The 12,784-nt window shown below is 69.8% G+C and carries 14 protein-coding genes and 2 tRNA genes; 11 read left to right on the top strand and 5 right to left on the bottom strand.

Annotated features, from left to right (window positions below):
* Positions 1-49: 49 nt before the first annotated feature.
* Positions 50-874 carry a GNAT family N-acetyltransferase gene (locus U9R90_RS22155; protein WP_411058398.1) on the top strand — a complete coding sequence of 275 codons (825 nt, stop codon included), beginning with the start codon at positions 50-52 and terminating at the stop codon, positions 872-874.
* Between the two features lie 69 nt (positions 875-943).
* On the opposite strand, the gene U9R90_RS22150 is transcribed toward U9R90_RS22155, so the two are convergent.
* Positions 944-1,480, bottom strand: coding sequence for a DsbA family protein (locus tag U9R90_RS22150; RefSeq protein WP_411058397.1), 537 nt, complete (start codon positions 1,478-1,480; stop codon positions 944-946).
* Between the two features lie 193 nt (positions 1,481-1,673).
* On the opposite strand from U9R90_RS22150, the gene U9R90_RS22145 reads away from it, so the two are divergent.
* Together U9R90_RS22145 and U9R90_RS22140 are read left to right on the top strand one after the other, a co-directional pair.
* Positions 1,674-2,123 carry a hypothetical protein gene (locus U9R90_RS22145; protein ID WP_411058396.1) on the top strand — a complete coding sequence of 150 codons (450 nt, stop codon included), beginning with the start codon at positions 1,674-1,676 and terminating at the stop codon, positions 2,121-2,123.
* Between the two features lie 141 nt (positions 2,124-2,264).
* Entirely contained in the window at positions 2,265-2,438 is a 174-nt protein-coding gene (locus U9R90_RS22140) for a hypothetical protein (RefSeq protein WP_411058395.1), read from the top strand.
* Between the two features lie 102 nt (positions 2,439-2,540).
* Here the strand turns inward: U9R90_RS22140 and U9R90_RS22135 are convergent, their stop codons facing one another.
* Complete coding sequence (locus tag U9R90_RS22135; protein ID WP_411058394.1) at positions 2,541-3,098, bottom strand: CGNR zinc finger domain-containing protein; 558 nt, start codon at positions 3,096-3,098, stop codon at positions 2,541-2,543.
* A gap of 236 nt (positions 3,099-3,334) precedes the next feature.
* Entirely contained in the window at positions 3,335-3,748 is a 414-nt protein-coding gene (locus U9R90_RS22130; RefSeq protein ID WP_003959770.1) for an SsgA family sporulation/cell division regulator, read from the bottom strand.
* A 190-nt stretch (positions 3,749-3,938) separates the two neighbouring features.
* On the opposite strand from U9R90_RS22130, the gene U9R90_RS22125 reads away from it, so the two are divergent.
* The 4 genes from U9R90_RS22125 (at position 3,939) to U9R90_RS22110 (ending at position 5,241) form a co-directional block, all read left to right on the top strand.
* A complete protein-coding gene (locus tag U9R90_RS22125) occupies positions 3,939-4,379 on the top strand; it encodes a TIGR02611 family protein (protein WP_411058393.1) in 441 nt (146 codons plus the stop codon).
* A 57-nt stretch (positions 4,380-4,436) separates the two neighbouring features.
* Positions 4,437-4,508 (top strand) — tRNA-Val (locus tag U9R90_RS22120).
* A 175-nt stretch (positions 4,509-4,683) separates the two neighbouring features.
* Positions 4,684-5,130 (top strand): SRPBCC family protein, encoded by a 447-nt coding sequence (locus U9R90_RS22115; protein WP_411058392.1) that lies wholly within the window; start codon positions 4,684-4,686, stop codon positions 5,128-5,130.
* A gap of 39 nt (positions 5,131-5,169) precedes the next feature.
* Positions 5,170-5,241 (top strand) — tRNA-Val (locus tag U9R90_RS22110).
* 74 nt (positions 5,242-5,315) lie between these two features.
* Here the strand turns inward: U9R90_RS22110 and U9R90_RS22105 are convergent.
* Positions 5,316-6,041 carry a 3'-5' exonuclease gene (locus tag U9R90_RS22105; RefSeq protein ID WP_411058391.1) on the bottom strand — a complete coding sequence of 242 codons (726 nt, stop codon included), beginning with the start codon at positions 6,039-6,041 and terminating at the stop codon, positions 5,316-5,318.
* A 188-nt stretch (positions 6,042-6,229) separates the two neighbouring features.
* Between U9R90_RS22105 and U9R90_RS22100 the strand changes: the two genes are divergently transcribed.
* From U9R90_RS22100 to U9R90_RS22085, 4 genes are all read left to right on the top strand, one after another.
* Positions 6,230-6,796, top strand: coding sequence for a DUF4365 domain-containing protein (locus tag U9R90_RS22100; protein WP_411059770.1), 567 nt, complete (start codon positions 6,230-6,232; stop codon positions 6,794-6,796).
* Positions 6,793-8,001, top strand: a complete 1,209-nt coding sequence (locus U9R90_RS22095; protein WP_411059769.1) for a hypothetical protein — start codon at positions 6,793-6,795, stop codon at positions 7,999-8,001. The genes U9R90_RS22100 and U9R90_RS22095 overlap by 4 nt, the downstream gene beginning before the upstream one ends.
* A 368-nt stretch (positions 8,002-8,369) precedes the next feature.
* A complete protein-coding gene (gene thrS, locus U9R90_RS22090; RefSeq protein WP_411058390.1) occupies positions 8,370-10,346 on the top strand; it encodes a threonine--tRNA ligase in 1,977 nt (658 codons plus the stop codon).
* A gap of 109 nt (positions 10,347-10,455) precedes the next feature.
* Positions 10,456-11,016, top strand: coding sequence for an HIT family protein (locus tag U9R90_RS22085; RefSeq protein ID WP_411058389.1), 561 nt, complete (start codon positions 10,456-10,458; stop codon positions 11,014-11,016).
* 75 nt (positions 11,017-11,091) lie between these two features.
* Here U9R90_RS22085 and U9R90_RS22080 read toward each other — a convergent pair whose 3' ends face one another.
* On the bottom strand, positions 11,092-12,759 hold the full coding sequence (locus U9R90_RS22080; RefSeq protein WP_411059768.1) for a hypothetical protein: 1,668 nt from the start codon (positions 12,757-12,759) through the stop codon (positions 11,092-11,094).
* Positions 12,760-12,784 lie beyond the last annotated feature (25 nt).

Here is a 12,784-nt window from a genome sequence, read left to right as displayed (position 1 = left end):
ACGGGAAAGCCGATGACGCGGGCGCTCGCCAGCGGGTAGAACCCTTCTGATGACCACGACACTGCGGCCGACCGGGCCGCTTCAGAGCGCAGCTGACGGAGCGCGTTCACGCCCGTACCAGGTGTGTGTGAACAGTCGGCCGGTCGGCGTGCTGGAACTCGCCACCCACCCGGCCTTCGGCCCCGCCGTCGGCCAGATCCGCGCCCTCAGGATCGACGAGCCCGACCGCAGGCGAGGCCGGGGCACGGTGGCGGCGCTCGCCGCGGAGGAGATCCTGCGCGGCTGGCGCTGCACCCGTGTCGAGGCGACCATCCCCGCGGCCGCCGGGCCCGCCCTGCAACTGGCCACCGTGCTCGGCTACGGCGAGCGCAACCGCACGATGTCCAAGGCGCTGCCCGAACGGGCCCCGGCGCTCCCCGAAGGCAGTGTCGGCAGGCCGATGTCAGAGGCCGAGTACGGCCCGTGGCTGGCGCACGCCAAGGAGCACTACGCGCGCGAGTGGATAGCCCGCGGCGTCGCCGAGCGCGAGGCGTACGCCAAGTCCGAGACCGACCACGCCACGAACCTGCCGGACGGCATCCGTACCGCGGGGGTGCGGATGCGGGTCCTGGAGCACCAGGGCACGGCGGTCGGCACCCTCTGGCTCGCCCTACGTGACGATGGCGCGTACGTCTTCGACGTCGAGGTCGCTGAGGAGTACCGCGGCCGGGGGTACGGCCGGTCGCTGCTGCGGCTCGCCGAGCGCGAGGCCCTCGCCGCCGGGGCCCGACGGATCGGCCTGAACGTCTTCACGAACAACACCCCGGCGATGCGGCTGTACGCCTCGCTCGGCTATCAGCCAACCGCGTACCACCTGTCCAAGCCGCTGCTCTGACGCCGGGGGCGCGGGCCGAACCTGGTTCTGTGCCTGGTCCCGTGCCTAGTTCCGCACCTGGTCCTGCGACTAGTTCTGCGACGCGTCCTGGTCGGCCAGCAGACGGTCCGCGATCTCTTCGATCCGCTCGCGCAGCCCCTCCTGGCTCTTGCCGCCGTCGAGGCGCTCGCCCCCGATGACATAGGTCGGGGTGCCGGTGACGCCGATCGCCTTACCCTCGGCCTGGTCGGCGTCGACGATCAGGGTGTGGCGTCCGTCGATCAGGGCCGTATCGAACTCGTCGGCGTCCAGGCCGAGGTCGCGGGCCACATCCGACAGCAGCGCCTCACCCCTGCGGTCGAACTCCTTGACCCGCGCCAGCAGGGCCTCCGCGTACGGCCACCCCTGCCCCTGCTCGACGGCCTCCTCGGCCGCCTGCGCCGCGGCGAAGGAGTACTTGTGCTTCTCCAGCGGGAAGTGGCGCAGTCGCACCTCCAGCCGCTCGCCGTAGCGGGCGCGCAGCGCACGCAGGTCGTCCAGGGCGGTGAGGCAGTCGGGGCACTGGAGCTCGCACCACACGTCGAGTACGGGAGGGGTGGTGGGGTGGCCGGGGAGGGAGTCGCTCATGGGGACAGTCTTCCAGCCCCGCCGCCCCCGCCCCAACCCGGACCTGGGGAGTAGCCCGACCCGGAGTTGTCCCTGAGGTCCTCCCGGATCGTGGCCCCGAGGGCCCTGGACGGTGCAGGATGGAAGGGACGTAACCCATGACGGTACTGCGGTACCGCGATATCGCCATGGCACTTCAACGCTGGAGGACCGGATGCTTGCCGAGACCGTCTGTTCCGCCGTGTCCGCGGCAGGCCTGGGCATCGCCGCGATCACCGCGTACCGCAAGCGGTTCCTGACCGCCACCCGTATCGCGGCCTACTCACTCATCCCGCTCGGCCTCGTGATGACAGGCGTGGTCCAGTGGGTGTCCGACCTCGTCTTCAAGCCCAGTACCTGGGTCGGCTTCGGTGTGCTCGGCCTCGCCTGGGTGCTGTTCATGACCACCCGCGCCATCGAGCGGCGCGCCGGCGGCACCCGCAAGGAGCGTAAGCAGGCCGCGGCGGCGGCTCAGCAGGAGGCGGTCGCCCCCCGGGCGTCGGCACCCTCGCTGGGCGCGGGCCAGTCCGCTCCGCCGGCGGTCCAGCAGAAGCAGAAGAAGTCGGCCGCTCCGACGGAGGACTTCTCGGACATCGAGGCGATTCTGAAAAAGCACGGGATCTGAGGATCTCTGCCTGCCCCTGCCCGGGCCTGTCCGAAGTGTGGCGCGATCACATCTGAATGAGTACGAGATTCGGCTAACTCCCGCTCTTTACGGGCGTGTTGGTCGAATGGGTGGGTGCGGCTGCGCCATCATCACCCCGAGATGCAGCACACATCCCGGGGCGAGGCCCCCGCACCAGCACCCGTGCCGTCGGCGCCCGCGTCCGAGCCGCGAGGTTGCCTCTTCGCCCTCTCCCAGCCGCCCTTGATGATCTTCCTCGGGGTGATCGGCTGTCTGCTGCTCCTCGCCGCCGTGCACGACCTGTATCTGTTGTGAGCACGGCGGCTACCTGCTGTGAGCGTGGCGACTACCTGCTGTGAGCACGGTGACTATCCGCTGTGAGCGCGGCGGCGGGCGTCCCGGCGCGGGCGTACCCGCTCAGCGGGCCGCTTCCTTGCGCCGTGCCCGGTACGCGGCGACATGCAGCCGGTTACCGCAGGTGCGGCTGTCGCAGTAGCGGCGTGAGCGGTTCCTGGAAAGGTCGACGAAGGCGCGTCGGCAGTCCGGTGCCTCGCAGCGGCGCAGCCGGTCCTGCTCCCCGGCGACCACGAAGAAGGCCAGTGCCATCCCGCAGTCGGCGGCGAGGTGGTCGGCCACCGACGCTCCCGGCGCGAAATAGTGCACATGCCAGTCGTAGCCGTCGTGGTCGGTGAGCCGCGGTGTGGTGCCCGCGGCGGCCACGAGGTCGTTGATCAGGGTGGCCGCGACGCGGACGTCGGATGCGGCGAAGACCTCCGCGAAACGGGCCCTGGCCCGGCGTACGGACTCCAGGTCCCGCTCGGACAGCACGCCGACATCGCTGATCTCGTGGGTCTCCACAAACGCGTTCAGGGCCGCGAGGTCCGCGAGCCCGTCGGTCTTGTCGTCCTCCGGTGCGGTGTTCACCAGATCGACCACGGCGTCGAGTGCACACCGGGTGTCGTGGGTGATCAGCACGATTCGCTCCCTGGCCTGGGGGTAGTGGGGCCTCCCCTGCTCATTAAGAGCTTGGGGAAGGGTGCCCGCCGATGCTGGCCGATGCTAGCGGCTCGCGCTGACGACGTACCGACGCCGTCCCCGCAGGGTGAACCCGCGGGGACGGCGTCGGTGACTGCCGGTATGAGGTTGTCGTCACCCGCACCGTCTCCCCGAGTCGGACGGTGTCGGGCTGCTTTCTGGGCGGCCGCGCTCGCTCAGCTCTCGGCCAGGATGTGTGACAGCTCCGTATCCAGGTCGAAGTGACGGTGCTCGGTGCCGGGTGGTACGGCGGCGTCGGTCCGCTTCAGGAACGACTCCAGGGCCCGCGCCGGGGCCTCGAGCAGAGCCTCGCCCTCCGGGGAACTCAGGGCGATGCAGACAACGCCCTGTCCGTGGCTGCGGGACGGCCAGACACGGACATCACCGGTGCCGGTGGGCCTGTGCAGGCCCTCGGCGAGGAGGTCGCGGGCGAAGACCCACTCGACGGTCTCCTCCGCTCCGGTGTGGAAGGTGGCGTGCACGGCATAGGGATCGGCCGTGTCATACCGCAGTCCTGCGGGTACAGGCAGTGAGGACTCGCTCGACACAACGAGGCGCAGGTGCAGCTCGCAGCTGACCGTGGTGTTCATAAGCGCCAGGGCCTTTCGCTCAGTGTGCGCTCGGGGATTCGCACGTCGGCGAAATCGACATGCCACCTACGGTGCCGTTGTAAACCCCTCTGAGCGATTTGCGTGCCTTTCGGTAGCTCATACGGCGCCTGCGGCCGGGCTCCGTGCGCCCATTCCGGTGAAGCGTTTCCGTCCGGTAATGTTGCGGAGTATGGATACGGAGAGTGACCGCCGTGGCGGGGGCGTCGTGGAGGTCGAACCTCCTGCGGCCAAGGCCAAGCAGAAGCTCGGGTCCAAGGCGCCCGACTTCATCAAGGCCCGCAGGGTGCTGCATCTGAGCTGGCAGGTCGGCGTCTTCATGGTCGGGCTCGCGGTAGTGATCGCGGGTGTCGCCATGCTGGTGCTGCCGGGCCCCGGCTGGTTCGTGATTTTCGCCGGTATGGCGATCTGGGCGACGGAGTTCGTCTGGGCCCAGCTGGTGCTGCGCTGGACCAAGCGCAAGGTGACCGAGGCCGCACAGCGCGCGCTCGACCCGAAGGTGCGCCGTCGCAACATCATCCTCACCACCATCGGCCTGGTGATCACGGCGGCGCTGCTGGGCGTCTACGTCTGGAAGTTCGGGTTCGTACTGCCCTGGACGATCGACATGTGACCAGGCAGGGGTGGTCCGGGGCACCCGCTGAGGTGCGGTAATGTTCTCCGTGCGCCCGGGCGATTAGCTCAGTGGGAGAGCGCTTCGTTCACACCGAAGAGGTCACTGGTTCGAACCCAGTATCGCCCACCCGGATCGAAGGTCCGTGAGACAGCATCTGTCTCACGGACCTTTGTCGTTCAACGGACCTTCGTCGTTCAACGGCCCTCCCTCGTGAACGGCCCTCCCTCGTGAACGGATCTTCGTCGTGAACGGATCTTCGTCGTTCCCGGGCCGCCGCGCTCCCGGCGGGCAGACTCCTGCCATGGACTGGTGCCGTTACCGTTTCCGCTGCGTCTGGGAGTTGGCCGCAGAACCCGCCGCCGTCTACGCGGCCCTTGAGCGGGCCGAGGAGTATCCGAACTGGTGGCCACAGGTGCGCGAGGTGACGCCGCTCGACGACCGCAGCGGCATCGCGCGCTTCCGCTCCCTGCTGCCCTACGACCTGGTCGTCACCGCCCGCGAGCAGCGGCGCGACCCCGATGCCGGGGTGCTGGAGATCGAGATGAACGGAGACCTGGACGGCTGGGCACGCTGGACCGTCACCGCGGACGGCGGCTCCACCCACGTCCTCTACGAGCAGGAAGTCGAGGTGCGTAAACCGCTGATGCGCCGACTCTCGCTGCCGGCCAGACCGGTGTTCCTGCTCAACCACGCGCTGATGATGCGCGGCGGGCGGCGCGGACTGCGCCGGCTGCTGAAGAGAGTTTGAACGACGGGCGCCCGGACCTGTATGGTTCAGTGCGTTCCCGGGCGATTAGCTCAGTGGGAGAGCGCTTCGTTCACACCGAAGAGGTCACTGGTTCGAACCCAGTATCGCCCACCGGGAAGGACCGGTCCGTCCATGACGGACCGGTTTTCTCATGTCCGGACGCTGTGCGCACCGCGCCCTACGACTCAGGCCGCCGCCGGGAGTTCGGGCCGCAGCGGCCACGCGGGGTCCACCGCCTCCTGGGAGCCGGAGCGCGCGAACCACGCCTGCAGGCCGCGAGCCTGGGCCGCGTGCCACACGGCCTGCCGGGCATGCAGCTCGGCAGGCGTCAACTGGTCGAGCCGGGACGCGAACCGGCGCCCCAGGGCCCGCACCAGGTCCAGCGAAGCCTGCGCGTCGGCGGCCGCGTCATGCGCCCCGGACAGCTCGACCCCGTACTGCGCGCAGAGGTCGGCGAGGGTGCGGCGGCCCTTGCGGTAGCGGTCCAGGTGCTTGTCGAGCACCCGTGGATCGAGCACACACAGCGGATGGGTCTCCAGGTAGTGCCCGAGCGAGGCGGCGCGATGACGGCGCAACTCGCGGTCCAGGAGCGTCAGATCGAAGGGTGCGTTCATCACCACCAGCGGCCGTCCCGCCGTGGTCTCGTCGGCGATCTTCCGCGCTATCTCCTCCATCACCGGCGCCGGCCAACGGCCGTTGCACCGCAGATGGTCCTCGGTCAGCCCGTGGATCGCGGTGGCCCCTTCCGGCACCGGGACCCCCGGATTCACCAGCCAGCGGGTGATGCGCGGCCGGGCCCCGGCACGGTCCTGGACGACCACAGCGGCGGACACGATGCGATCGTTCTCGACATCCACGCCCGTGGTCTCCGTGTCGAAAGCGGTCAGCGGCCCCTCGTACCAGCACGTCATAGCCACAACTCCCGGTCCACTACAGGCAGAAGACGCCCTTGCCCTGCCCGAGCTGGTGATACCCGGACCGTTTGCGCCGTACGCCGGGCGGTGACAACACAGTTGACGGACCGTGGAGTTGGGCGGTCCGGCGGCGCCGGTCCAGTGACCGGCGCGATGAACTCCTGAGCCCGGAAGGCTTGTTCGACATGGCGCTCGCGCAGCCCGAACAGGGTGGGCTGCTGCCCGAGCGGACGGTACCGCCGCGCGGCACACTCGCCACCACCGCCTGTATGGAGACCCTCCAGGTGGGCTATCTGCACGCCGTCGCGGCGGCCGCGGGATGCTCCTTGTCCCAGCCCTTTCCGGACAACGGCATCGACTGGCACGTCAGTCACAGCGCCCCCGGGCACACGGTCGACGACGAGGTCACCATCAAGGTGCAGCTCAAGTGCACCTACCAGCTCCCGCCGAACCCCCCGGGCCCCGCCTTCTCCTTCACGCTCGACAACGCGCACCTGGAGAAGCTCGCCCGCACCCCGGTCTCGGTGCACAAGATCCTCGTGGTGATGCTGGTGCCGAGGTCTCCGGACGACTGGCTGCGGGCCGGCCACGACCGGCTCGAGCTACGGCACTGCTGCTACTGGACCAACCTGGCCGGGCACCCGGTGACGGGCCGGCGCAGGACCACCGTGCGCATCCCGACCTCCCGGATCTTCGACGACCGGGCGCTCTGCGAGATCATGACGCGGGTCGGGACGGGAGGGAGACCCTGATGCACCGCCCGATGGACGAGCCCGTACGCCCCCACCCCGTCGAGGAGACGTGGCGCGACGCCCCCGACGCGACACGGGTGGACCCCGTGGTGCTCGGAGCCCTGCTCGACCGGCACGGCTGGCAACGGCGCGGTGGCGCCGCCGGCCGGTATGCGCGCTGGACCGAACCAGGAGGCACCTCGGGTACCAGCCTGCTGGTGCCGCACAGCCGGTCGTTCCCGGACAGCGACGACCTGCTCGGCGAGGCGCTGCTCGCCCTGTCCCGCAGCGCGGCGCCGTCCGCGCGCGAGGTGCTGCTCGGCCTCACGGTGCCGAGCGACGAGCTGCGCTGGTCGCGCGATGTGCCGGCCGGGCCCGCGGGGGCCGCCGCCTGGACCGAGTCGGAGCGGCTGCGCTCGGCTGCCCGGCAGATGCTGCTGGCCGCGGCGCTCGCGGTGCGCGACCGGGCCGGGTACTACGGGGCACGGCACCGCGGCGCCGCCGCCGCTTCGCTGGAGAACGTCCTGGTGGGGCCCGAGCCGGGCGGGCGGCAGCTGACCGCGTTCGTGCCGGTTCAGTCCCGCCCGCTGGTCGTTCGGCTGCACCACGCGCTGTACGCGGCCCGGGAGGCGATCGACTACCAACGGGCGACCGGTGGCATGGACGCGTTCGACTCCGCCGTCCAGGCGGGCGTCAGCCGGGAGCTGACCGAGGCGCTCGCCGCTCTGGTCCGGGGCACCGAGGGCGCCCATGTCGCCATCGCGTGGGCACCCGCGGCCGGAGTGCCCGAGCGATGCGCCGCACGGCCTGAGCCCGTCGAGTTCTCGCCGGGCGATCTGCCGGTGCTGCGCCAGGCGGGCGCTCGCTATCTACGTACGGAGCCCTCTATTCCGGTACGGCTCACCGGCACCGTGGTCCGGATGCGCAGGACAGGTCCTGGCGGCCCCGGCACGGCGCGGCTGCGGGTGCTGGCCGGTGCGGACGTCCCGCAGGTACGGATGACGCTGGACGAGGAGGCGTACCGCATCGCGGGCCATGCCCATCTGGTGGGGCTCCCGGTGCGGGTCCACGGCAGGCTGGAGAGCCGCGGCGGCTTCAGGCGGCTGACCGGGGCGTGCGAGGTCGTGCCCGTACAGGTGGATGACGCGGAGCGGGACCGGATGATGAAGGCGCTGCAGGAGAATCTCGACTTCTTCGAGGAGGCGTGCGGCGGGGACGGGCTCTGACGCCGACGGGCGCCAGGGCCTGTCTGACAATTCCCGTCTGCCTCGCGACGCCATGCACGCGCCCCCAAGCTCTCGGCTGCGCTCGAGCAGGGAGGGACCCCCTTCGCCGCACCGGGCGCAGACCCAAGTACGTCCAGTACGAGGGTCCACACCCGGCACGCCGAGAGCACGCACCTCGGTGACGTCAGCTGCTGGCGCAGCGGGCGCGAGGCCGCCCTCCGGGCGACGACGGGAATTGTCAGACAGGCCCTGGGGACGGGCACGGGAAGGGGCCGCGGAACAACCGTTTCGCGATCGACCCGTCCGGCTCGGTACGATTCGAGCCGCGCAGCGTCCGCTGCGGCGACCTCATCAGGTAGGAGAGACCGGTGTCAGACGTCCGTGTGATCATCCAACGCGATTCCGAGCGGGAAGAGCGCGTGGTGACCACGGGCACTACGGCGGCCGAGATCTTCGCCGGTGAGCGGACCATCGTCGCGGCGCGCGTGGGCGGCGAGCTCAAGGACCTGGCGTACGCACCCTGCGAGGGCGAGGTCGTCGAGCCCGTCGAGATCTCCTCCGAAGACGGTCTGAACATCCTGCGCCACTCGACCGCGCATGTCATGGCGCAGGCCGTGCAGGAGCTCTTCCCCGAGGCCAAGCTGGGCATCGGCCCGCCGGTCAAGGACGGCTTCTACTACGACTTCGAGGTCGCCCGGCCCTTCACCCCGGAGGACCTCAAGGCCGTCGAGAAGAAGATGCAGGAGATCCAGAAGCGCGGGCAGCGCTTCTCGCGGCGCGTGGTCACCGACGAGGCCGCCCGTGAGGAGCTCGCCGACGAGCCGTACAAGCTGGAGCTGATCGGGCTCAAGGGCTCGGCCTCATCGGACGACGGCGCGGACGTCGAGGTGGGCGCGGGCGAGCTCACCATCTACGACAACCTGGACCCCAAGACCGGCGACCTGTGCTGGAAGGACCTCTGCCGCGGTCCGCACCTGCCCACCACCCGCAACATCCCGGCGTTCAAGCTGATGCGGAACGCCGCGGCGTACTGGCGCGGCAGCGAGAAGAACCCGATGCTGCAACGCATCTACGGCACCGCCTGGCCCTCCAAGGACGAGCTCAAGGCGCACCTGGAGTTCCTCGCCGAGGCCGAGAAGCGCGACCACCGCAAGCTCGGCAACGAGCTCGACCTGTTCTCCATCCCGGACCAGATCGGCTCGGGCCTCGCGGTGTTCCACCCCAAGGGCGGCATCGTACGGCGGGTCATGGAGGACTACTCGCGCAAGCGGCACGAGGAGGCGGACTACGAGTTCGTCTACACCCCGCACGCCACCAAGGGGAAGCTGTTCGAGACCTCGGGCCACCTGGACTGGTACGCCGACGGCATGTACCCGCCCATGCAGCTCGACGAGGGCGTGGACTACTACCTCAAGCCCATGAACTGCCCGATGCACAACCTGATCTTCGACGCGCGCGGCCGTTCCTACCGTGAACTCCCGCTGCGGCTCTTCGAGTTCGGGACGGTCTACCGCTACGAGAAGTCCGGTGTCGTGCACGGTCTGACCCGGGCCCGCGGCTTCACCCAGGACGACGCGCACATCTACTGCACCAAGGAGCAGATGGCCGACGAGCTCGACTCGACGCTCACCTTCGTCCTCGACCTGCTGCGCGACTACGGTCTGACCGACTTCTACCTGGAGCTGTCCACCAAGGACCCGGAGAAGTTCGTCGGCTCGGACGAGGTATGGGCGGAGGCCACCGAGACGCTGCGCAAGGTGGCCGAGAAGCAGGGCCTGCCGCTCGTTCCCGACCCGGGCGGCGCCGCGTTCTACGGGCCGAAGATCTCGGTCCAGGCGAAGGACGCGATCGGCCGGACCTGGCAGATGTCCACCGTGCAGCTGGACTTCAACCTGCCGGAGCGCTTCAACCTCGAGTACACGGGCCCGGACGGCACCAAGCATCGTCCCGTCATGATCCACCGTGCGCTGTTCGGCTCCATCGAGCGGTTCTTCGCGGTGCTCCTTGAGCACTACGCGGGCGCGTTCCCGGCGTGGCTCGCGCCGGTGCAGGCCGTCGGCATTCCGATCGGGGACGCGCACATCCCGTATCTGCAGGAGTTCGCCGTCAAGGCCAAGAAGCAGGGGCTGCGAGTCGAGGTGGACGCGTCGGCGGACCGTATGCAGAAGAAGATCCGCAACGCCCAGAAGCAGAAGGTGCCGTTCATGATCATCGCCGGTGACGAGGACATGGCCAACGGCGCCGTCTCCTTCCGCTACCGCGACGGTTCCCAGGAGAACGGCATCCCGGTCGACGAAGCCCTCGCGAAGATCGTGAAGGCCGTCGAGGACCGCGTACAGGTCTGAGCCGAGAACGGGGCGGGGCCCCGGGGCGCGTCTCGCGCTCCGGGGCCCCGCCGCGTGTCCGGCCGAGCCCGAATACCCTCGCCGCCACCTGGCACCCGGGCGAAGCCATATGCTGCTCAGCATGACGAGTGAGCCGGAGCAGCAGATCGGAGTCGGGACTCAGGACGCGTTCCAGCGCCTGTGGACGCCCCACCGGATGGCCTACATCCAGGGCGAGAGCAAGCCCAGCGGCCCGGGCCCCGACGACGGCTGCCCCTTCTGCTCCATCCCCGCCAAGTCCGACGAGGACGGGCTGATCGTCGCGCGCGGCGAGCAGGTCTACGCGGTGCTCAACCTGTACCCGTACAACGGCGGCCATCTCATGGTCGTCCCGTACCGCCATGTCGCGGACTACACGGAGCTGACCGACGCGGAGACCGTCGAACTCAGCGCGCTCACCAAGCGGGCGATGGCCGCGCTGCGCACCGCTTCGGGCGCGCACGGCTTCAACATCGGGATGAACCAGGGCTCGGTGGCGGGCGCCGGCATCGCCGGGCATCTGCACCAGCACATCGTTCCGCGCTGGGGCGGCGACACGAACTTCATGCCGGTGGTCGGACACACCAAGATCCTGCCCCAACTGCTCGCCGACACCCGCGCGATGCTCGCCGAGGCCTGGCCGGTCGACTGAGCCCCGGTCGACTGAGCCCCGGTCGACTGAGCCCTGGTCGGCTGAGGCCAGGGCCTGTCCTCCGGTACGCGCCCGCTACGCGTCGTACAAATCCGCCTTCCTCGGGGTCGGGTCCTGGACCATTCCGCTGAGGAAAAGCGAGCGGGTGCCGAAGCGCTCGGTGTCCACTTCGTTGTCCTCAAGGACCTTGAGTGCCGCCGCGTGCACCACGCGCAGCACCGGGGTGGCCGCGCGCAGCGCGTCGTCGGCCATGAAGCGGTGCCGCCAGGGCTGGTCGGCCCAGGCGTGGCGCAGGCCGAAGGGCTCGGGCAGCACCAGCTTGCCGCCCAGGAAGTCCAGCAGCGGCGGATACCAGGTGAGGGGTGCGCGCACCGCGAGGCGTACCACCTCAGACGGTTCGACCAGCGGCTGCTTCACCGCTTTCGTCTCCCAGAACTTGACGGTCTTGGAGACCTCCTTGACCTTCGGCTTGGGTTTGGTGGTGAACAGCGGGTGCACCGGGCCGAGCGCATGGCCGGTGACCTCGATGCGCAGGGTCTGGTGCAGCACGGTCACGGTGATCAGCATGGTGATCACCAACTGGCCGTCCCAGAGCGTGAACTGGACGCCGAGGTAGTGCCGGTCGCCGCTGCCGAACTGCTGCTCGTTGCAGATGCGCTGGATCTCGTGGCCCTTGATCTGGAAGGACTCGACCTCGGTGCCGCCGGGCCTGGCGACCTCGGTGGCCTTCTCGCCGACCGGGGAGACGATCCAGTGGCGTATCGAGGGGACCGGGAAGCCGCCGGTGTGCAGCGGGCCGCGCTCGATGAGCCGCAGCTGGTCGTGGACGGCCCGTATGACGTCCCAGCTGCGGAACGGGTGGATCTCTTCGTGGCCCTCGCGCGGCAGCAGGTCCTCGGCGAGCTGCCAGCTGCCCCAGCGGGTGCCCATGCCGAGCACGCCCTTGGGGCCCGCGTAGAAGACCGAGTTGGACTGCTGCTCGGCGGTGAGCTTGGCCAGGTTCTGGCGCAGCTGCTCGGCCGCGGTCTCGTCGGGTTTGGTGGGCACCGCCTCGGGGATCTTGGCGCCGACCCCGCCGCCGGTCAGCAGGCTCTCCCAGCTCGCGCGCAGGTCCTTGGCGGTGCGCTCGCTGAACTGCCGGGCGAGCAGCCAGCCGATGACGGGGGCGATGACCATCGCGCGTACGTAGATCGCCAGGATGCCGCCGAACGGCAGTCGGATCAGATAGAGCAGGGCCAGGCCGCAGGCGCCGACCAGCACCGCCATGGCCAGTGCCTGGTTCCGCTTGTCCTTGATACGGCTGATCGTGCGCCGGGCCTGGAAGACCGCCAGCCAGATCAGCACACCGGGCAGGAACAGCAGGCCGAACAGCCCGGTCACGGCGGTGAGCCGGATGTCGCGTTGCTTGCGGATGCGGGTCGCGGCGAGGCAGTGCTCGACGACGGCCTGCGGCTCGGTGCCGAAGGACTGGATCAGCGGCTTGCGGGAGCCCCCCAGCATGCGGGTCTGCACGGCATGGGAGAACGCCTCGCCGAGATTCGGCTCGAAGAGCGACAACTTGCCCTTCTTGACCGTGGATTCGTGCCACTCGTTGTTGGCCTTCAGTATCTCGGAGACCTCCGAGTCGCGGTACGCCGCCGATGCCAGGGCATGCGTGGCCGCCGTCTCGCCCGCGGCGCCCGAGAGCGGTACCTGCGCGCCGGGCCTGAAATCGAAGACATCGTCCGCCACTGCCGCCCCCATCGCCGCCCCGCCGCTGCTGCGGCCT

It is taken from the genome of Streptomyces sp. E11-3 (assembly GCF_046540415.1).
Taxonomy (GTDB): domain Bacteria; phylum Actinomycetota; class Actinomycetes; order Streptomycetales; family Streptomycetaceae; genus Streptomyces.
This window is presented reverse-complemented; position numbering and strand designations above follow the sequence as displayed.

What these genes read in the sequence shown, in the direction of transcription:
- U9R90_RS22155 (WP_411058398.1), top strand. Translation starts at nt 50, where the DNA reads ATGACCACGACACTGCGGCCGACCGGGCCGCTTCAGAGCGCAGCTGAC.
- U9R90_RS22150 (WP_411058397.1), bottom strand. Translation starts at nt 1,480, where the DNA reads ATGAGCGACTCCCTCCCCGGCCACCCCACCACCCCTCCCGTACTCGAC.
- U9R90_RS22145 (WP_411058396.1), top strand. Translation starts at nt 1,674, where the DNA reads ATGCTTGCCGAGACCGTCTGTTCCGCCGTGTCCGCGGCAGGCCTGGGC.
- U9R90_RS22140 (WP_411058395.1), top strand. Translation starts at nt 2,265, where the DNA reads ATGCAGCACACATCCCGGGGCGAGGCCCCCGCACCAGCACCCGTGCCG.
- U9R90_RS22130 (WP_003959770.1), bottom strand. Translation starts at nt 3,748, where the DNA reads ATGAACACCACGGTCAGCTGCGAGCTGCACCTGCGCCTCGTTGTGTCG.
- U9R90_RS22125 (WP_411058393.1), top strand. Translation starts at nt 3,939, where the DNA reads ATGGATACGGAGAGTGACCGCCGTGGCGGGGGCGTCGTGGAGGTCGAA.
- U9R90_RS22115 (WP_411058392.1), top strand. Translation starts at nt 4,684, where the DNA reads ATGGACTGGTGCCGTTACCGTTTCCGCTGCGTCTGGGAGTTGGCCGCA.
- U9R90_RS22105 (WP_411058391.1), bottom strand. Translation starts at nt 6,041, where the DNA reads ATGACGTGCTGGTACGAGGGGCCGCTGACCGCTTTCGACACGGAGACC.
- U9R90_RS22100 (WP_411059770.1), top strand. Translation starts at nt 6,230, where the DNA reads ATGGCGCTCGCGCAGCCCGAACAGGGTGGGCTGCTGCCCGAGCGGACG.
- U9R90_RS22085 (WP_411058389.1), top strand. Translation starts at nt 10,456, where the DNA reads ATGCTGCTCAGCATGACGAGTGAGCCGGAGCAGCAGATCGGAGTCGGG.
- U9R90_RS22080 (WP_411059768.1), bottom strand. Translation starts at nt 12,759, where the DNA reads ATGGGGGCGGCAGTGGCGGACGATGTCTTCGATTTCAGGCCCGGCGCG.